The following is a 19412-nucleotide window of genomic DNA, read 5'->3' as shown; positions in this document are numbered from 1 at the left end:
TCCGGTTAGCAGCGGCCTGGCGGCGGACTTTCAGACCAAAGAAAGGATCACCCCCATGGACGAAACCACCCTTCCCACCCCGCTCTATTTCTTCCGCCACCGCCGTCTCCTCCGCGCGCTGTTGATCGACGACCAGGTCTGGTTCGTGCTGGACGACCTGCGCCGGCTGATGGGCTATGCGAGCAGCGAGCGGCTGGCCAATCGCCTGGACGAGGATCAGGTGCGCCGGCAATGGCTGCGCCTGCCTAACGCCGAGTGCGTGGAGCATCTGTTGGTCAGCGAATCCGGCGTGTATGCGGCGCTGATCCATTTCTGCCTGGCGGATTTCAGCGGTTTGCGCCGCTGGATCAGCAACACGGTGGTGCCGGAGGTGCGCAGCGCCGCCAGTGCCAGCGGCCCGCGTCATGTGCGCTTGCGCTGGGAGCGGCAGACGCTGCGGGTGCTGGATTGGCAGGGGCAGTTCTGGGTGAGTTTCGGCGAGTTGCCGCGCCTGCTGCGCGAGCCGCCGCCCAGCGGCGGGCGCCTGGGCTGGCGCGACTGGGCGCGGCGGCTGCGCTAGCGTGCGCTCGTAGGTTGGCGTTGAGCGCAGCGAAACCCAACGGCGGCGGATAGCCCGGCACGCTATCCGCCAGCGTATCCGAGCTTGCAGCCTGGGCCATCCGCGCCTTTCCCGTCAGCGAGCGGACGTGGAGTCACGCGTCACACCGATTCCAGCGGTAAAGCCCATTTGCGGACATGGCCCCCTACACGGGTCGGGTACGCCCCGAATTCCCTCCCACCCTGACGCCAATGGCGGATAACGCCGTTGGCGTCATTGGTCGTCTTTCACCAGTTGACTGGCCAAGCGTCTCGACGAGCCGGCAATGGCTGCGCCCGAGGCGAATAGTGCTGTGCCTGTTCGCACGCTTGCTCATGGCTTTGCTTGGCCCAACGAACATCGGGAATAACAGAGCAAGAACTTTCCCTAATCATTCTTCGGATAGATAACTTTCTTGCCCCGCGAACAAACAGACTAACCACATTGAATGAAACGTCCTCAATTTTAATAAGAAGAATCCTCGCATAAAGGCATCCCCGCCTTCCTCGCAACGCCCCGGCATATCCTTGCGAAGCGCCAGAGATCATTAACGTATGTTCTCGGCGCAACATCCCCCACCCTGACGAAAAGCCATCTAACCATCATGAATAGATATGCATGCGCTGCAACAGCCTTATTTCTATCGACCTTTCTGACGGCACAAGACGCCAAGGCTTCATTTCGATGCTCCGGTGGCTTGGTATCCAACGGTGACAGTTTCGCCGACGTCGAGCATAAGTGCGGGCGCCCGGATTATCAGAGAGTGATCGAACCCGCGACAAACACCACACCGAACCGGGCCTATCCGGTGGCAAGAACCGTTTACTGGTATTACGGCCCACGTAATGGAGCAGTGACGCAAATCACTTTCGGCACCAACAAAGTCGCTGTTATCCGAACTTACAAACCCATGAGTAACAGCGAGGAGGATTTGTACAAGCAAACACCATAAAAAATTCAGCCAATCGCTATTCACCAACCCGGAGTGGCCACGATGAAACTGATCTTGATCTGTGAAGGAAAAAACATAACCGTCAACCAGATATCTCAACTCCTTGGCGCAGCAGGAAGCAATACCACTCTCTCCATTTCCAATGCCCAGGGACGACCGCAGGCAGAACTCATACCGGTCATAAGTGCCGCCGGCAGCAAGAAGATAGCGATCGATGTCGACGCCAGCATGGCGTCCTTGAATCAGACATTAGCGTTGTTCAATGCCGCCAACGGCCCCAATGCTTCGTTCGCACTAAGAGAAGCCAATGGCCTGCCGCCGCAACACGTCGCGACTGTCTTCGCCGCCCTCGGCAACAAGGTGCTCTCGGCACAACTGAATGCAGCCAGGGCCGTTCAAGAACAGGCGCTTAACTTTCTGAACTCCGCCAACGGCAACAACACCTCGCTAACGATCAGTGCCGTAAACGCCTATTCCGATCAAGGTTGCAGGGCGCTGCTCGGCGCGGTTGGCAGCAAGCGCTTCACGGCGCAGATTCCCGGCGATCAAGCGACACCCGCGCAGGTGCTGAACATCCTGGGTTTTGCGGGCGGCCCGAATACCAGTATTGCCCTGAGCAATGCCAACCGGCTGCCAAGCCAGTACCTCTCGCAAATATTCGCTGCGGCAGGCGGCAAAGCCTTAGTCGCCGACTTCGATGTCACTCAGATGAACATGGGGACGCTGAAGCAATTGATTGCCAGTGCAGGCCCCAATACCAGGGTCAGTCTTAACACGGCGCAAGCGACGAACAACGCCGACATGAGAGAAATATTGCAGCTTGCCGGTTCGCGAAGCATCGACGTCAATCTAAATGGCGCACAACTAAATACCGGGCAGTTGAAGGCGACCGTCGAAGCCGCATCGGGAAATGCGTCCATCACGGTCAATACCGCACACGCCGCTTCGCTCAATGAAATACTCTCAGCGGTATCTGCTTCGGCGCATACCAACCTGACACTGCAGTACAACGGCGCACAATTGGTTGCGACACCCACTGATGGAAACTATGTCGTTAGAGCTATCCAGGCTGCCAAACCTGGAACAACGATAGTCCTGAATTCGATTGGCGTAATTCAATTCAATATGGCGTTACTACTCGACATCATCAGAGCTGCCGGATAATCCGCCACTGGCGCCTCATGCCGAGGCGCCTTTCCGGTCTTGTAGCTGCAGCCATGCGATGCAATCGAAGATTGGCGCCGTCATTTCCACTCCGTTTCAACCTGCACCAGCCTTTCATCGATAAAGCGAAGCTTCCTATAAACACCGCCATCCGGCCCATAGCGCCAGTATTCCACCTGTGCGGCGCCTTTCTTGGGGACACCATTATTCAACAGCGCCGGCCCCCAGACTTCCCGCGTCACTGGCTCGCCACACTTCTGCAGGACCTGATCCTTGGTATCGCCTTCGCTGGCAATTCCGCGACTGCAACGCAAGGAGGACGCGTGTGCAACAGGTGGCAACAAGGCCAACAACAGCAGGCCAAACAAGCATTTATCGAGATACTTCATTGAACACCCCGGATCGATAACGTCTGGCTTTCGCGGTATCCATTCACTCATTAACAGAGTTTGCGGTCCCTCTCAATCCGCTCCCGCGTAGACAGATGGACAACGCCCTCGCCCGTGCTGCGCCGGCGGCCGCTCTCACGGCAACGGCGGAAAGATCGCCAGAAGCTGGTCGTGCACGGCCGCCTGGCTGAAGAATTCGGTGTGCCAGACGCTGCCTTGCTTGGCGGTGGGGGTGCCGAAGTTCAGCAGTTTGTCGCTGGCGATCAGCGGGTCGGGCTGGGCCGCGCCCAGGTAGGGCACCACCAGGTCGTTGTCGACCGGCATCAGCAGTTTGTCGATGAGCACGCCGGCTTCCAGCAGGGGCGACTGGGCATGGTCGAAGTCGGCGCGGGCGGCGTAGGCGTTGGCGACGGAGAGCAGGCTGGGGCTGGCGTTGAGGTCGCGGACCAGGCTGGAGGTGGTGGCCAGTTGCTGGATGCTCGGCAGGTCGAAGGCGCTGGAGACGGCGAGCCGGGCGAGGCCGATGACGCTGTCGAGGGCGAAGCAGCCGGAGGTGGAGGCAAGCAGCGCGGCGACGTTGAGGAAGTTGCGGATGTCGTCGGGGTTGGCCAGCGGCGAGCCCTGGTTGGCGGCGGCGACGAACAGCGCCCGGTTGAGGCCGGCGATCTTGCCCTGGCGCTTGCCCGGCAGCGCGAGCAGGTCGGGGTTGGCCAGGCTGGCGGCGGCGCTGGGGTCGGCCAGCAGCGAGCGGCAGACCAGCCCGCCGCGGCTGTGGCAGACCAGGTCGATGGTCCAGTTGGCGCCGGCGGGTATGGCGTCGAGCAGGTCGAGGGCGTTTTCCAGCGGGGTCTTGCTGATGGTCCAGTGGTCGTAGCCGAAGACGTTGCCCTGGTAGCGCTGCAGCAGCGTTTGCAGCACTGACGGCTGGTCGGCTGGGCCGAGGGCCTGGAAGGCACCCTGGATGGAGCTGAAGATGCCGTGCACGAAAAGCAACACGCGCTTGCCGCTGGCGCCGGCCAGGCGGCTGGGCGAGGCCGGGGCCGTGTAGCCCTGGGCGAGGTCGATGAAGCCTTCGTTCTTGCTCGCCGCTTCGATGCTGTGCGCGGCCGCTGCCAGGGTGTCGCCCTCCAGCCGCTGGGGGATGTTCAGGGCGGCGGAGACGATCCAGTTGCCCAGTTCGCCGAGGAGGTTGCCAAACTGGCGCTGGCGGATGAAGTCGAAGTTGCCCGCGGGCCCGGCCAGGGCGCCCGCCGGCAGCGGCAGCGCGCCCTGCACCGGGAAGACGAACTGCACCACCTTGCTGTCGAGGTTCTGCAGGATCGTCAGGTTGGCCTGGGCCAAGGCCGGCGCCGCGCCCGGCATGGAGAAGCCCAGTTCGCGGGTCAACGGGTGGATGGCCGCTTGCAGGGCGATGCCGCTGCCGAGCAGTTCGCCATCGGTGCTGGCGCGGAACAGGGCTTTCTGCAGTTCATGGGCAAGGTCGAGGGGCGACTTGAATGCGGGGCTCATGGCCGATCTCCGGAGGTGTCCTTTTATCCACGCCGATACGGCAAGCCGGCGACCACGTCTGATGCCCTGGCAAGTCTAGCCACGGCTGGCGCAGAGCGCGGGCGGCGCGCCCTCTCCGTTCGCCGGCAGGGCTGGAAACCGCGCCCCAGAGAGGCCGGCCACTGTGTCGCCGCGCCGGGGTGCCGTGCCCTCTCCCGCCAGGGTCCGGCAAAGGCACTGGCACCGGCAGCCGAGGCCGCGACTTTAGGGCTCTCAGACCATGGTCTAGTCAGCTGAACTTTTCAGATCAGCTTCACAAAAAAGCGTTTCTACTATGCGTATTGACTGCCTATTACTCGCTTCTGCCTACGAAGGAACCTGTTATGTCCATAAGAAACATTCGCGTCTCGACCCGTATCAGCCTGGGCTTCGCCGGGCTGGTGCTGCTGCTCATGGTGGTGGGTGGCGGCTCGCTGCTGCAGATGCAGCGCATGAACGCGAGTTCGGCGGAGGTTCAGGACAATTGGCTGCCGAGCATCCTCGCCCTGGACGAGCTGAATGGCGCCTCCATGCGCGTGCGGATTTCGACGTTGCGCGCGGCGGTCCGCCTGGAGGCCGACACCCTGTCGCGCATCGAGCGTGAACGGGCCGGCCTGGCCGAGGCTCAGGAGCGCTACCGCAAGTTGATTTCCAGCCCCGAGGAACAGCAGATCTACGAGCGCTTCGCGGCCAACCAGCAGACCTACATCGAAATCCAGAATCAATTGCTGGAGCTGCTGAAAAACGCCAAGAGCGAGGAAGCCGATAGCCTGATCGGCCAGATGAACAGCCGCGGAACGAGCATCGCCAGCGACCTGGAAGCGCTGACGAAGATGAACAGCAACGGCGCCACCAACGCGGCCATGACCAGCAAGACCGCCTATGAGAACGCGAGGCTGATGGTCTGGCTGATCCTGGCCGGCGCCGTGGCCCTGGCCATCGGCCTGGCCGTGGTGCTCTCGCGCAGCATCGTGCGGCCGCTGGCGCAAGCGGTGCAGGTGGCGCGCACGGTGGCCTCGGGCGACCTCAGCGAGCATATCCAGGTGGAAGGCCGCGACGAGGCCAGCCAGTTGCTGGAGGCGCTGCGCAACATGCAACAAGGCCTGCGCAAGACCATCGGCACCATCGCCGATTCCTCGGCGCAACTGGCCTCGGCCTCGGAGGAGCTGCATGCGGTGACCGACGATTCCAACCGCGGGCTGTTGCAGCAGAACCAGGAAATCGAACAGGCGGCCACCGCCTGCAACGAGATGAGCGTGGCGGTGGATGGCGTGGCGCATAACGCCGCCACCACCCTGGAGGCTTCGCGCCACGCCGACCGCACCGCGCAGAACGGCCGCGAGCAGGTGCAGCAGACGGTACAGTCGATCAATGCCCTGGCCGGCGATGTGACCGGCAGCGCCGAGCGCGTGGAACGCCTGGCGCGGCAGATGCTGGATGTCGGCAAGGTGCTGGATGTGATCCGCGCCATCGCCGAACAGACCAACCTGCTGGCGCTCAACGCCGCCATCGAGGCGGCGCGGGCCGGTGAACAGGGCCGTGGCTTCGCCGTGGTCGCCGATGAGGTACGCCTGCTGGCGCAGCGCACCCAGCAATCGACCCAGGAGATCGAGCAGATGGTCGGCGCCCTGCAACAGGAAGCCGCCAGCACCGTGCAGACCATGCAGGGCAGCACCACCCTGGCGCAGTCCACCGTGCAACTGGCGGAGGCCGCCAGCGCCTGCCTGGTCGATATCACCGACACCATCGCGGCGATCAACGAGCAGAACGTGCTGATCGCCAGCGCCGCCGAGGAGCAGGCCGCGGTGGCCCACGAGGTCGAGCGCAACCTGACCAATATCCGCGACCTGTCGGCGCAGACCGCAGCCGGCGCCAGCCAGACCAGCGCCTCCAGCCAGGACCTCTCGCGCCTGGCGGTGGACCTGCATGCGGTGGTGGCGTCGTTCCGCCTGTAAGGGCGCTTCAGGCGACGCATCAGCCGGCCGCACCGCGCGATGGCGCGGCCGGGGGATGCGCGGTAATGGGTGGGAACTGGCCGACGCCGTGGCTCATCCCGGCGTCTGGCGGCGGCGCTTCAGCGGCGCTTGCGGTTGCGCTCGTCGATGCGCGCGCGGTCGACCGCCTGGACGAAGAGTTCGTCGATCATCAGCGTCTGGATCGGTTCCTGGGACAGCAGGCTCAGGCTCATGGCGTCGATGCCGCTGTTGTATTCCAGGCGGGCGATGCCGCACAGCAGGATGCGCTGGTTGAGCCCGGTGCGGCCACGGTCGATCAGTTGCTCGCGGAGCACGTCGCCATCCTGGTAGCTGACTTTCAGGGTCACTTGCGGGTCGCCGCTGGCGATCAGGTGCAGCCACACGGCGATGTTGAAGTCGGCGCGCCAGCCGCGTCCGACGCGCTTGGGCACGGCCTGGCGGATCAAGTGGCTGGGGACCTGGTCGATGAGCTTGCTGTGGGTTTGCATGAACGACATCTGACTGCGGGTGTAACAGGGCTCTGTGCGGAGACCGAGTGTAGGGGTTGGCACCAAGGGCTTCAGCAGGCAACCGGTAGGCGTTTGGTATCGATCTCGATACCTGGCCGCGATCACCCGCTGGCGCGTCACCGCGGGACCGGCGCGCGGGCCATCAACCACGGGACGGGCTGATCGGAGGCTGGGAGGGATAGCGCCTGATTCAGGGTCACGGGTCGGCGGCGGCCTGTCGCTCGATCGATCCCTGATGCGCGCGGTCTTCCTGCCTGACGCTTGGCCGCGCCACAGGGGGCGGGAAAGTCGTCAGGGCCTGGATCATGCGCGGACATCATCCAGGGCTTCCGTCACTGTTTTCCTACAGCGACGGCGCCGATGGATGCTACTCCGCCCGCCGGGTCACGGCGAATACCACTCGTCGCGGCACATGCGCCCTGGCGGCTCCACGCGGCGCGCTCGCTCGCCGGTACGCAAGCCGCTGCTGCGCTGGGGCATTCAAGGACATCGCCCGCCCCTTCGACAAATGCAAACGCCCGCCCCGGATCGCTCCGGGGCGGGCGTCTGTCTGCGCGGGCGCGGTTAGCCGAAGCGACCGGTGATGTAGTCCTCGGTCTGTTCCTTGGCCGGCTTGGTGAACAGGGTGTCGGTGTCACCGAACTCGATCAGCTCGCCGAGGAACATGAAGGCCGTGTAGTCGGAGCAACGCGCGGCCTGCTGCATGTTGTGGGTGACGATGACCACGGTGAACTGTTGCTTCAGCTCGGTGATCAGCTGTTCGATGCGCCCGGTGGAGATCGGGTCGAGGGCCGAGGTCGGCTCGTCGAGCAGCAGCACTTGCGGGCGCAGGGCGATGGTGCGGGCGATGCACAGGCGCTGCTGCTGGCCGCCGGAGAGGCCTTGGGCGCTGTTCTTCAGCTTGTCCTTCACTTCGTCCCACAGCGCGGCGCCACGCAGGGCCTGCTCGACGCGGTCGTCCATCTCGCGGCGCGAGACTTTCTCGTGGTGGCGAATGGCGTAGGCGATGTTCTCGTAGATGGTCATCGGGAACGGCACCGGCTTCTGGAACACCATGCCCACCTGGCTGCGCAGGCGGTGCATGGAGTAACCGGGCGCGAGGATGTTGTCGCCGTTGAGCAGCACCTCGCCGCGCGCTTCCTGATTGGGATACAGGGAGTAGATGCGGTTGAAGATGCGCAGCAGGGTCGACTTGCCGCAGCCGGACGGGCCGATGATGGCGGTGATGCACTTCTCCGGGATGTCCATGTTGATGGACTTCAGCGACTGTTGCTGGCCGTAGAAGAACTCCAGGTCGCGAACGCGGATCTTGGTGCGCTCGGCGGTAATGGGGTTGGTCATGCTGGTCATCAGGATGCCCTATTGCGCAAGAGGATGAGACGGGAGAACAAGCTGAGCACCAGCACGAACAGGGTCAGCACCAGGGCACCGGCCCAAGCCAGGGCGTGCCAATCGTCGAAGGGGCTCATGGCGTACTGGAAGATCACCACCGGTACGTTGGCCATGGGTTTGAGCAGGTTGCTGCTCCAGAACTGGTTGCCGAAGGCGGTGAACAGCAGCGGCGCAGTTTCGCCGGTGATGCGCGCCAGGGCCAGCAGGATGCCGGTGATCACCCCGGCGCGGGCGGCGCGCAGGACGATCTGCAGGGTCAGCTTCCATTGCGGCACGCCCAGCGCCAGCGCCGCTTCGCGCATGGTGGTGGGTTGCAGCTGGAGCATTTCGTCGGTGGTCCGCACCACCACCGGGATCACCAGCAGGGCCAGGGCCAGGGCGCCGGCGATGGCGGAGAAGCCGATGCGGTGGTCGCTGAGGTAGTTCAGCGGCAGGATCACGCTGGTGTAGACGAACAGACCGAGGACGATCGACGGCGCCGACAGCAGGATGTCGTTGATGAAGCGCACCACGGTGCCCATGCGCGTGTGGCGGGCGTATTCGGCCAGCCAGATGCCGGCCATCAGGCCGATCGGGGTGCCGACCAGCAGGGCCAGCAGACTCATCAGCGCGCTGCCGTAGAAGGCGTTGGCCAGGCCGCCGGAGGTGCCCGGCGGCGGGGTCATCTCGGTGAACAGGCGCAGGTTCAGCGCATCGAGGCCGTGGACGATGGTGGTCAGCAGAATCCACGCCAGCCACATCAGGCCGAACAGCGTGGCGGCGCAGCTGAGCACCATGGCGATGCGGTTTTTCAGCGTGCGCATGCGGTAGAGACTTTCGTTGCCGCTCATAGGCCCTCCTTCTTGGCGAGGCGCAGCAGCATCAGGCGCGCGATAGCGAGCACGATGAAGGTGACGACGAAGAGCAGGAAGCCCAGGGCGATCAGCGAGGAGCGGTGCAGATCGGTGTAGGCCTCGCTGAACTCGTTGGCGATCACCGAGGCGATTGACGAGCTGGGCATCAGCAGCGATGCGGAGAACTGCTGCGAGTTACCCAGCACGAAGGTCACCGCCATGGTCTCGCCGAGGGCGCGGCCCAGGCCGAGGAAGATGCCGCCGACCACCGCCGAGCGGGTGTACGGCAGGACGACGTCCCAGACCACTTCCCAGGTGGTGTTGCCCAGGGCGTAGGCCGACTCTTTGAGGGTGATCGGCACGCTGCGGAACACTTCGTTCATCACCGAGGTGATGAAGGGGATGATCATGATCGCCAGGACGATGCCGGCGCTGAGCATGCCGATGCCCAGCGGCGGGCCCTGGAACAGACCGCCGATCAGCGGCAGCGCGCCCAGGTAGTCGTTGATCCAGGGGGCCAGGTGTTCGGCCATGAACGGGCCGAAGATGAACAGGCCCCACATGCCGTAGATGATCGAGGGAATGCCGGCGAGCAATTCGATGGCCGCGGCCACCGGCATGCGCAACCACGGCGGCGCCACTTCGGTGAGGAAGATGGCGATGCCGAAACTGACCGGCACGGCGATCAGCAACGCCAGCAACGAGGTGACCAGGGTGCCGTAGATGGGCACCAGGGCGCCGAAATGGTTGTTCACCGCATCCCATTCGGTACTGGTGAGGAAGTCCAGGCCGAAGGTCGAGAACGCCAGGCTGCCGCCCCACAGGGTGGAACCGGCGACGCCGGCGAGCAGCAGCAGCACCAACATGGCCGCGCCGAACATACCGCGGCGGAACCAGCGGTCATGGCGTTGGTCGCGATGGGCACGTCCTTCCGCTTCTGCGGAGTCCACACCGGAGGCACTGAGGTACTGGGAGGAATCGGTAGACATCGGTTTATCCAAGCAAGCGAACCGCCGCTCGAGGTAACCCGGGCGGCGGTCCTGTTTCATCACCTATCAGCGAGCGAAGTCAGACTTCCAGTAGCCTTCGATGCGCTTGACCAGGGACTCCGGCAGAGCAACGTAGTCGAGGGAAGCGGCCTGCTGCTGGCCGTTCTCCAGGGACCACTTGAAGAAGTCGAAGGCGGCCTTGGCTTGCTCGGCGTTCTTCGGCTGCTTGTACATGATGATCCAGGTGGTGGCGGTGATCGGCCATGCGCTGTCGCCAGGCGCGTTGGTCATGATCAGGTTGAAGTCCTGGGCGTTGGACCAGTCGGCGGTGTCAGCCGCGGCCTGGAAGCTCTTGGCGCTGGGCTGGACGAACTTGCCAGCGGCGTTCTGCAGAGTGGTGTAGGACATCTTGTTCTGCAGGGCGTAGGCGTATTCGACGTAGCCGATCGAGTTCTTGATCTGCTTGACGTAGGCGGAGACGCCTTCGTTGCCCTTGCCGCCCATGCCGACCGGCCAGGGTACGGTGGTGCCGAAGCCGACCTTGGCTTTCCAGTCAGCGCTGGCCTTGGCCAGGTAGTTGGTGAAGTTGAAGGAGGTGCCCGAGCCGTCCGAACGGTGTACCACGGTGATCTTCGCGGTCGGCAGTTTCAGACCGGGGTTCAGCGCGGCGATGGCCGGGTCGTTCCACTCGGTGATGCTGCCCATGAAGATCTTGGCCAGGACTTCGCCGTCCAGGCGCAGTTTGCCCGGCTCGACGCCTTCGAGGTTGACCACCGGCACGATGCCGCCGATGACGCTGGGGAACTGGCCCAGGCCGGCTGCCTTCAGGTCGTCGGCGGACAGCGGGGCGTCGGAGGCGCCGAAGTCAACGGTGGCTGCCTTGATCTGGGCGATGCCGCCGCCGGAGCCGATCGACTGGTAGTTGATGCGATTGCTGGAGGCCTTGCTGTAGTCCTGGGACCACTTGGACAGGACCGGATAAACGAAGCTGGAGCCGGCACCGGTGACGTCGGTGGCATGGGCCAGGCCGCTCAGGGCGAGCGAAGCCAGCAGGACGGACAGGCGGGTTTTGCTTAGCAGCATCACGTCAATACCTCAGTATGGGAGGAGAGCCGGGAAACACCCCAGCGGTGAGAAGACGGGATGATTTAAAGCCTAGAATATGTACGTCTTATTACAACGAGATGAAAAATCCGAGTAATGGCCACTTGCCCTCCCCGGCCTGCCTCGGGAGGCTGTGCCCAGCCAGCGTTTGACGCGCGCCCGGGCATGGCCGGGCGGCGTGCTGGTCAAGCTAGAACGATAGCGGCAGCGGCCGCAGGCGCTGGGCGCCGGCGCGGTTCTTGCGGACTTCGCGGCGCTCGCGGAAATCCAGCTCGCCGTTGCTGTCCATGCGTTCCTGCAGGCCCTCGATTTCCTGGGGGGTCAGCAGCTTGCGTGTACTGGTCATGGATACCTCCGCATGCGATGTGCTCATTCTTTGGACTAGCACGCGGCGGCAAAGATGCCAGTCAGCGCAAATCCAGCACCAGGCTCGCCAGGGTCGAGAGCACGGCGCCGGCCAGGCGCTTGGCGCGCTCGCCGCTCCAGCCGTGGCGGGCATCGGGCGCCAGGTCGTGGTCCTTGAACGGCATTTCCAGGGTCAGCGCCAGGCACTGGTAGGTTTCCCCGACGAAGTTGCAGGCCAGGCTCATGTTGGCCTGGCCCGGCGCGCTCCGCGGGTAGCCGTGGACACTCTGGAACTCGCCGCGGGCTTCCAGGCGCTCGCGGAAGGCCTGCTCCAGATGGGCCTGGCGCGGCGTGTAGCCGGGGTTGCCTTCGCAGCCGGCGGCGAACACGTAGGGAATCTCCTCGTCGCCATGGATGTCGAGGAACAGGTCCACGCCATGGCGGCGCATCTGCGCCTGGACGAACAGCACTTCCGGGCTGGCCTCGGCGCTGGGCGCCTGCCAGGCGCGGTTGAGGTCGGTGCCGGCGGCATTGGTGCGCAGGTGGCCGCGGAAGGCCCCATCGGGGTTCATGTTCGGCACCAGGTACAGCTCGGCGTGCGCCAGCAGGTGCTCCAGCTCCGGGTCGTCGCGCCGTTCCAGGCGTTCGATCAGGCCTTCCATGAACCATTCGGCCATGTGCTCGCCGGGATGCTGCTGGGCGATCAGCCACAGCTTGCGCGTTGCCTGCGGGTTGCGGCGCACGCGCAGCAGCGGGATGTCGCGGCCTTCGAGGCTGTTGCCGCTGGCCAGCAGTTCGACGCCGTCCTGCTTCAGCGCACGCTCGATCAGCGCCGCATGGCGTTCGCGGCTGTAGGGCTCGAAGTAGGCGAACCAGGCCTGCGGCCGCTCGGCGTCGAGGCTGAAATGCAGGGCCTGCCCATCGTATTCGCTGGGCACGCGGAACCAGTCGCGCTGGTCGTAGGAGGCCAGCGCGCGATAGCCCGGCCAGCCGCCGGTATAGCTCGACTGCCCGGCGTTGGTCAGGCTGAAGCCATAGCGCTGACCGGGCTGCAGGCCATCGACGCGGAAATGGAACCATTGGAAGTGCGGGCTCTTGAGGTCTGGGCGTAGCGCCAGCAGCACGCGCTGCGGGTCGCTGGCGTCGATGACCTGAATGTTGCCGCTGTCGAAGTCGCAGCGAATGTCCATCTGTCCTCCTGGGCATCGTCGGGATGCGAAAGGCGCCTATCTTCCTGCGCCCTGCCCCGGCTGTCACGACGCCACGGCGACACCCGCTGGCCGGACCATGTGCGCGCGATCCCTGCGGCGGATCGGCGCAGCCCGGCGTTTCGCCACAAGCCCCGTGGTAGAGCGGTTCGCCTCGACTTCACAGAAGATCGCCGGCAATCGGCCGGTTTTGAAGGCGACAAGATTGTTCACAAAAGCGACAGGGGCTGTGACTTTCGCCCCGGCTGCGCGCATCCATTGCCTGAACCCAGGGGAACCGCACGCACGTTGCGGTTTCCAACCGGCAGCGATGGATTAACTGCGCAGAGAGAGCAAACCATGAACGCTACCCTTCGATTCAACGAGGCTCTGCTGATCACTGGACGAGCCTTCCAACCCTTCAATTGCGTCACCTGGGTCGACCAGGGTGGCGACGGCAGCCTCGACCTGTCGGTCCTCGACCGCACCGGTACCCGTCTGCTCGGCCTGACGCGCATTCCCAGTTCGGCCTACTCCAACCGCGAGCAACTGGCGGACCTGCTGATCCATGCCCGCGAGGAGCTGAACCGCGAAGGCTACGACCTGCAGGATTGGCGGATGCCTGAATAAGCCCCGATCGCCATCCCGAAGTCGCTGTCCAGAAAAAGCCCGGCCCCGTGCCGGGCTTTTTCGTTCGTGGGCCGGCGCGTTTCCGCGAGTCGCCGGGAAATGGCAAGATTCGTGGGGCATCTGTCATTGTCGCCAATGCCGCTTGGTCACACACTGAGCGCAGTCCCCATCGAGGCCCGCCATGGACACGCCACGCCGCATCGCCTGTCTGATCTACCCCGAGGTCATGAGCCTGGACGTCACCGGGCCGCTGCAGGTGTTCGCCTCGGCCAATGTCGAACGCCAGCGCCAGGGCTTGCCGGCCGCTTACGCGCTGCTGGTGCTGGGCGAGGCAGCGACGCCGGTGGCCACTTCCGCCGGGCTGCGCATCTGCGCCGACGCCGCCTGGAGCGCAACCGACCCCGCCAGCCTCGACACCCTGCTGGTGCCTGGCGGCCTGGGCGTCGACGCGCAATGCGCGAACCCGGCCCTGCTGGCGTGGCTGCGCCAGGCCGAAGCGCGCACCCGCCGGCTCGGCTCGGTGTGCTCCGGCGCCCTGTTGCTGGCCGCCGCCGGGGTGCTCGACGGGCGCTCCGCGACCACCCATTGGGCCGATGTCGACGCCCTGCGCGACGGTTACCCCGCCGTGCAGGTGCAGGGCGACCGCCTGCATACCTATGACCCGAGCCGGCGCGATGGCGACGACCATGTGTTCACCTCGGCCGGCGTCACCGCCGGCATCGACCTGGCCCTGGCGCTGGTCGAGGCCGACCTTGGCCGGCCCCTGGCGCTGGCGGTGGCGCGGCGCTTGGTGATGTTCCTCAAGCGGCCCGGCGGCCAGGCGCAGTTCAGCGCCTGGCTGACCCCGGAGCCGGTGCGCGCGCCGCGGCTGGCCGCGCTGCTGGAGTGGATTCCCGCCCACCTCGGCGCCGACCTGTCGCTGGAGGCGCTGGCCGAGCAGGCCTGCATGAGCCCGCGCACGCTGTCGCGGGTGTTCATCAACGAGCTGGGCGTGGCGCCGGGGCGCTATGTCGAACGCGTCCGTGTCGAGGCCGCGCGCGCCCTGTTGCAGGATGCCCAGGCGTCGATCGGCACGGTGGCGCGGCTGTGCGGTTTCGGTCATCCGGAGAACCTGCGGCGCAGCTTCCACAAGCACCTGGCGGTGAGCCCGCAGGAATATGCCGAGCGCTTCGGCCTGCTGGCCGGCGCCTGATCCACCTCCCCTGGCAAGAAGGTCTTCGCCATGCTCGAACTGCGCCCCAACTGCGAATGCTGCGACCGCGATCTGCCCGGCGATAGCGCCGAGGCGCGCATCTGTTCCTTCGAATGCACCTTCTGCCGCGCCTGTGCCGAGGCGGTGCTCGGCGGCCACTGCCCGAACTGCGGCGGCGAACTGCTGGCGCGGCCGCGGCGCCCGGCCGACGCCCTGCGCCGCCATCCGGCGTCGTGCCAGCGCGTGCTCAAGCCTGCCGGCTGCCAGGCATGAGCAGGCGATGATGCTGCTCCTGCGCAATGCGACGCTGCGCCTGCTGTTCCTCGCTCAGGCGCTGTACTGGTCCTGCTCGCTGATCGGCATCACCCTGACCGCGCTGATCGGTGCGCAACTGGCGCCGCTGAACAGCCTGGCGACCCTGCCGCTGGCCCTGCTGGTGCTGGGCAACCTGCTCGCGGTCCAACCGCTGTCGCTGTTCATGCAGCGCCACGGCCGCCGCCGCGGACTGATGCTCGGCGCCGCCAGCGGTGTGTTCGGCGGGCTGCTCTGCGCCCTTGGCGTGCAGCTCGGCGACTTCGCCTGGCTTTGTCTCGGTGCCCTGCCGATCGGCGTCTACCAGGCGTCGGCCATGTATTACCGCTTCGCCGCGCTGGAAGCCGTCGGCGCGGCGCAGAGGGGCCGTGCCAGCGCCTGGGTGATCGGCGGCGGCGTGCTCGCCGCCCTGCTCGCCCCGAGCCTGGCGCTGTGGGCGCGCGCTGCGCTGCCGACGCCCTTCGTCGGTGCCTATCTGGCCATTGCCGGACTCGCCCTGCTCGGCCTGCTGATCACCAGCCGCCTGCCACAGGGCGCGGCGCCCCGTCCGCCACGCGCCGGGCTGACCAGCGCACGCGAGCTGCTAGGCCGACCCCAGGTGCGCGCAGCCATGGCCTGCACCGCCGCCGGCCACGGCCTGATGATCCTGATCATGAACGCCACGCCGCTGGCCATGCAGTTCTGCGGTCTGCCACTGGCGCGCGCCGCCGACGTCATCCAGTGGCACCTGCTGGGCATGTTCCTGCCTGCCTTCATCGCCGGACCGCTGGTGGACCGCCTCGGCAACCGCCGCGTCAGCCTGCTCGGCATGGTCTTGCTGGCCAGCAGCGCGGCCGTCGCCCTGGCGGGCCTGTCGAGCACGCTCTTTCTGCTCAGCTCGCTGCTGCTGGGCATGGGCTGGAACCTCATGCTGGTGGCCGGCACCCACTTGCTCGGCGAAGGCCACGGCGAGGCCGAACGCGGCCAGGCCCAGGGTCTGATGGAACAGGGCAATAGCGTGATGGCCGCGCTGATGTCGTTCAGCTCCGGCGCATTGATCACCAGCCTTGGCTGGCACGCGGTGAACCTGTTGGTATGGCCGGTGCTGCTGTTCGCCCTGGCGCTGTTCTGGCCGGCACGGCGGCGGCAGGCAGCGAACGCCTGAGCCCACGGCGGACGGATCAGGCGCTGGCGCCTGTTGGCGAGGACGAATCCGTCAACGAAAAAAGGCGGCCCATGGGCCGCCTTTTCGCCGAAAACGCCTGCCACTCAGTAGTAGGCGTTTTCCTTGTTGCTGTGGTCGGTGACGTCGCGCACGCCTTTCAGCTCGGGGATGCGCTCGACCAGGGTCTTCTCGACGCCGTCCTTGAGGGTCATGTCGACCATGCCGCAGCCCTGGCAACCACCGCCGAAGCGCAGCACGGCGATGTTGTCCTCGACCACGTCGACCAGGCTGACCTGACCGCCGTGGCTGGCCAGACCGGGGTTGATCTCGGTCTGCAGGTAGTAGTTGATGCGTTCGCTGATCGGACTGTCTTCGTTGACCATCGGCACCTTGGCGTTCGGCGCCTTGATGGTCAGCTGGCCGCCCATGCGGTCGGTGGCATAGTCGACCACCGCGTCTTCCAGGAAGGGTTCGCTGACAGCGTCGATCCAGGCGGTGAAGTCCTTCAGGCCGACCGGGGTGTCTTCCGGCTTCTGCTCGCTCGGCTTGCAGTAGGCGATGCAGGTTTCCGCGTACTGGGTGCCCGGCTGGGTAATGAAGATACGAATGCCGATGCCGGGGGTGTCCTGCTTGGCCAGCAGTTCGGCCAGGTATTCCTGGGCGGCTTCGGTAATGGTGATGGCGCTCATGGCAACTCCTCGCAAACGTGGCGCCAGTGTACGCCAATCCCCCCACCCGGATAAAGGCCTACCAATTTGGTAGGAATAATTCGCAGCTATCCTGGCGCGCCGCGCCCATCGGGAAGGGCCGCGCCGCGCCCGCGAAACCCCTGCGCTCGCGGAGCGGCGCCGGGGTTCGCGGCGCTCGGCGGCGGCTCAGAGGTTCTCGTAGCGGTTCATGTCGAGGATGCCCGCTTCCGCCGGCTCGGTCTCGCGCAGGTAGGCATCGAGGTCGTGGAAGTAGAACCAGAATTGCGGGTTGCTGCGGCGGATGCCCCAGCGCTCGACGACCTTGTCGAAGTCGGCCTGGACCTGGACCTTTTCCAGCGCCGCGACGAAGTCTTCGGCCTCCCCGGCCTTCAGGTCGAACATGAAGTTGGGGTAGCTGGAGAGCACGCCAGGGTAGATGGTCAGGGTGTCCAGACCTGGCTGGTAGCGCAGCGACTCGCCGAGCATGAAGGCGACGTTGCTGTGCGCGCGGTTGCGCAGCACGGTGTAGATCTCGCGCTTACCGTCGGCCAGCTCCACCCGCAGCATGGTCGCCTCGGGGAATTGCTCGATCACTTTGAGCCCGGCCGCCGGGCGGCTGACCAGGCGGCTGAAGGCCTGCTCGGCGTCCTGCAGCGGCCGCACCACGCCGCTGCGGTAGCAGCCGCCGTTACGGCAGAGGTTGATCGGGTCGGGACGCGCGTTGAGGCTGGCGTAACGGGTCAGCAACTGGCTGGCGAAGGCGTTCTTGGCGCCGACCGCCGGCAAGTCGAGGCCGGTCGGCATGCCATAGTCGAGGTTCTGGTAGTCCATCCACATCTTCAGCTTGCCGCTGTTCTGGTACCAGTCGTCGAGCAGCGGCCCGCGCGCCGCCACCGGCATCAGGCGGAGGAAGTTCTGCTCGGCGCCATTGCGGATCAGGTCGAAGTACAGCCGCGTCTGCGCCTGGTGCGAGACGTTGCCGAAGACGTCGAAGTTGGCCACCAGGCCGTAGTAGGTGCGCTCCAGCAGCGGGTAGTCCATCCACCAGATGGTCTGCGGCACGCCACCGATCAGGCCCTTGCGCACCGAGGCGCTGTCGTACTGGCGGAAGACCGAGAGCAAGGCGTTGTCGTTGCCGCGCCAGATGTCCGCCCAGGTCGGCACCGGCGCGCCCTGGTAGGCGATCAGGCGCAGCTTCTCGTACTCGTTGCGTTTGTCGCGGTAGGTGGTCCACTGCAACAGCATCTGGCCCATGTCGTCGATCAGTCCGGGCAGCGCCAGCAAGGGCGTCGCCTTTTCGCGGAACACCGGGTCCGTGAGGTAAAGGTCATGCCGCGGGTCCTGGAAGAGCGTCCAGAAGTTGTCGCGGATCACGTCGGTGGCGATCTGCCCACGACACACCGGGCCGCGGATAAAGGTGCGGACGAAGTACTCGGCGTTGTCCAGCATGAACTGATAGCGCGCCTGCGCCGGGATGGCGGCGAAGGTCTCGAAGGGGTTGGCGCGGTGCTTCGGACCATAGCCCGGCACCTTGTCGGCCTGCCAGTTGCCGGAGAAGAACAGCTCGCGGACGTGCGCCAGCTTGGCCGACGAGAGCGGATAGGTGATGTGCGTCTTGTGCACGATCACCCCCTGGATGGGCCACAGGCGGTAATAGAACTCGGTGCCCGGGTCTTCATTGGCGCGGCGCGCGGCGACGGGATCGATGGGCAGTCCGCTCGGGGTGCGCGAGCGCACCACCTGGAAGAAGTGCCCTGGCGTGCCGTTCTCGCTGAAATACAGGTGCGCGAGGAACAGGTGCTCGTAGAGCCAGCGCGATACCAGGGTTTCGCGGGCGCCGCGCTGATTGAGGAAGTTCTCCCAGTCGGTGACCTGCCGCGCCTCGGCGGCGCTCGGTTGCATCGGCTGCTCGTCGACCGGCGCGCCCTGCGCCAGCCAGGCCTTGAGGGTGGCGTATTGCTTGTCGCTCAGGCCGGTCACCGCGAAAGGCATGCCGCTGCGCGGGTTTTGCTCCACGAAGTCGTCGATGCTCTCCGGCGTCGGGCACTGGTTGCGGCGGTTGATCGACAGGTCCAGGCCGTCGGCGATCTTCGCGTTGGGCACCAGCGGGTGGCTATGGCCGAGGTCGATCATCCGCGCCATCAGCGCCGCCTGGTTGCCACGGCCATCGAGTACCGACCAGAAGCCCTTGCGGCGCCAGGCATCGGCGCCATGGGCATCGAGGAACAGCCGGGTGGGTTCCTGCGCCTTGGTGCGCGATGCGTCGTACACCGGCAGCTTGTTGGCGCCGCGCTGGGCGCCTTCGGCGGCGCTCAGGTTGAGCTGGCAGGGCGAGTCGTAGCAGGCGTGGCAGGCCACGCACTTGTCGGTGAAGATCGGCTGAATGTCCTTGCTGTAGGAAATCCCCGCCGCCTGGGCAGCCAGGGGCAACAGCATGAACGCGATGGTCGACGCAAAGGATGCGCGCAAGGACATGTGACTCTCCAAACCTCTCGAATGCG

General features: G+C 65.5%; 19 protein-coding genes. 8 read left to right on the top strand and 11 right to left on the bottom strand.

The window, feature by feature from the left end; genetic code table 11:
* Positions 1-55: 55 nt before the first annotated feature.
* From BLQ74_RS08870 to BLQ74_RS08860, 3 genes are all read left to right on the top strand, one after another.
* Positions 56-559: a BRO family protein gene (locus BLQ74_RS08870; protein ID WP_090262188.1), complete on the top strand. Its 504-nt coding sequence runs from the start codon at positions 56-58 to the stop codon at positions 557-559.
* A 622-nt stretch (positions 560-1181) separates the two neighbouring features.
* Positions 1182-1529 carry a DUF2845 domain-containing protein gene (locus BLQ74_RS28080; RefSeq protein WP_090262187.1) on the top strand — a complete coding sequence of 116 codons (348 nt, stop codon included), beginning with the start codon at positions 1182-1184 and terminating at the stop codon, positions 1527-1529.
* Positions 1530-1571: 42 nt separating this feature from the next.
* Complete coding sequence (locus tag BLQ74_RS08860) at positions 1572-2693, top strand: hypothetical protein (protein ID WP_090262186.1); 1122 nt, start codon at positions 1572-1574, stop codon at positions 2691-2693.
* Positions 2694-2773: 80 nt separating this feature from the next.
* Here BLQ74_RS08860 and BLQ74_RS08855 read toward each other — a convergent pair whose 3' ends face one another.
* Together BLQ74_RS08855 and BLQ74_RS08850 are read right to left on the bottom strand one after the other, a co-directional pair.
* Positions 2774-3082: a DUF2845 domain-containing protein gene (locus tag BLQ74_RS08855; RefSeq protein WP_090262185.1), complete on the bottom strand. Its 309-nt coding sequence runs from the start codon at positions 3080-3082 to the stop codon at positions 2774-2776.
* 135 nt (positions 3083-3217) lie between these two features.
* On the bottom strand, positions 3218-4591 hold the full coding sequence (locus BLQ74_RS08850) for an esterase/lipase family protein (RefSeq protein ID WP_090262184.1): 1374 nt from the start codon (positions 4589-4591) through the stop codon (positions 3218-3220).
* A 362-nt stretch (positions 4592-4953) separates the two neighbouring features.
* Between BLQ74_RS08850 and BLQ74_RS08845 the strand changes: the two genes are divergently transcribed.
* On the top strand, positions 4954-6564 hold the full coding sequence (locus BLQ74_RS08845) for a methyl-accepting chemotaxis protein (protein ID WP_170842783.1): 1611 nt from the start codon (positions 4954-4956) through the stop codon (positions 6562-6564).
* Between the two features lie 119 nt (positions 6565-6683).
* On the opposite strand, the gene BLQ74_RS08840 is transcribed toward BLQ74_RS08845, so the two are convergent.
* The 7 genes from BLQ74_RS08840 to BLQ74_RS08815 form a co-directional block, all read right to left on the bottom strand.
* Positions 6684-7073 (bottom strand): hypothetical protein, encoded by a 390-nt coding sequence (locus BLQ74_RS08840; RefSeq protein WP_090262431.1) that lies wholly within the window; start codon positions 7071-7073, stop codon positions 6684-6686.
* 585 nt (positions 7074-7658) lie between these two features.
* Positions 7659-8435, bottom strand: a complete 777-nt coding sequence (gene pstB / locus BLQ74_RS08835) for a phosphate ABC transporter ATP-binding protein PstB (RefSeq protein WP_090262430.1) — start codon at positions 8433-8435, stop codon at positions 7659-7661.
* A gap of 8 nt (positions 8436-8443) precedes the next feature.
* Positions 8444-9316 (bottom strand): phosphate ABC transporter permease PstA, encoded by an 873-nt coding sequence (pstA, locus tag BLQ74_RS08830; protein ID WP_090262183.1) that lies wholly within the window; start codon positions 9314-9316, stop codon positions 8444-8446.
* A complete protein-coding gene (gene pstC / locus BLQ74_RS08825) occupies positions 9313-10308 on the bottom strand; it encodes a phosphate ABC transporter permease subunit PstC (protein WP_090262182.1) in 996 nt (331 codons plus the stop codon). Before pstC ends, pstA begins: the two co-directional genes overlap by 4 nt.
* Positions 10309-10374: 66 nt before the next feature.
* Entirely contained in the window at positions 10375-11391 is a 1017-nt protein-coding gene (gene pstS / locus BLQ74_RS08820) for a phosphate ABC transporter substrate-binding protein PstS (RefSeq protein ID WP_090262181.1), read from the bottom strand.
* 211 nt (positions 11392-11602) lie between these two features.
* Positions 11603-11758, bottom strand: a complete 156-nt coding sequence (locus tag BLQ74_RS27415) for a hypothetical protein (protein WP_170842782.1) — start codon at positions 11756-11758, stop codon at positions 11603-11605.
* A 61-nt stretch (positions 11759-11819) separates the two neighbouring features.
* A complete protein-coding gene (locus BLQ74_RS08815; RefSeq protein ID WP_090262180.1) occupies positions 11820-12947 on the bottom strand; it encodes a M14 family metallopeptidase in 1128 nt (375 codons plus the stop codon).
* A gap of 357 nt (positions 12948-13304) precedes the next feature.
* Here BLQ74_RS08815 and BLQ74_RS08810 point away from each other — a divergent pair, with 357 nt between their 5' ends.
* The 4 genes from BLQ74_RS08810 (at position 13305) to BLQ74_RS08795 (ending at position 16222) form a co-directional block, all read left to right on the top strand.
* A complete protein-coding gene (locus tag BLQ74_RS08810) occupies positions 13305-13574 on the top strand; it encodes a hypothetical protein (protein ID WP_090262179.1) in 270 nt (89 codons plus the stop codon).
* Between the two features lie 181 nt (positions 13575-13755).
* Positions 13756-14766, top strand: a complete 1011-nt coding sequence (locus BLQ74_RS08805; RefSeq protein WP_090262178.1) for a GlxA family transcriptional regulator — start codon at positions 13756-13758, stop codon at positions 14764-14766.
* Between the two features lie 30 nt (positions 14767-14796).
* Positions 14797-15039 (top strand): DUF1272 domain-containing protein, encoded by a 243-nt coding sequence (locus BLQ74_RS08800; protein ID WP_090262177.1) that lies wholly within the window; start codon positions 14797-14799, stop codon positions 15037-15039.
* A 13-nt stretch (positions 15040-15052) separates the two neighbouring features.
* On the top strand, positions 15053-16222 hold the full coding sequence (locus BLQ74_RS08795; protein ID WP_090262429.1) for an MFS transporter: 1170 nt from the start codon (positions 15053-15055) through the stop codon (positions 16220-16222).
* A 104-nt stretch (positions 16223-16326) separates the two neighbouring features.
* Here the strand turns inward: BLQ74_RS08795 and nfuA are convergent, their stop codons facing one another.
* Both nfuA and BLQ74_RS08785 read right to left on the bottom strand, forming a co-directional pair.
* Positions 16327-16911, bottom strand: coding sequence for a Fe-S biogenesis protein NfuA (nfuA, locus tag BLQ74_RS08790; RefSeq protein ID WP_090262176.1), 585 nt, complete (start codon positions 16909-16911; stop codon positions 16327-16329).
* 186 nt (positions 16912-17097) lie between these two features.
* A complete protein-coding gene (locus BLQ74_RS08785) occupies positions 17098-19347 on the bottom strand; it encodes a fatty acid cis/trans isomerase (protein ID WP_244507170.1) in 2250 nt (749 codons plus the stop codon).
* Between the last annotated feature and the right edge of the window lie 65 nt (positions 19348-19412).

It is taken from the genome of Pseudomonas panipatensis (assembly GCF_900099785.1).
Taxonomy (GTDB): domain Bacteria; phylum Pseudomonadota; class Gammaproteobacteria; order Pseudomonadales; family Pseudomonadaceae; genus Pseudomonas; species Pseudomonas panipatensis.
This window is presented reverse-complemented; position numbering and strand designations above follow the sequence as displayed.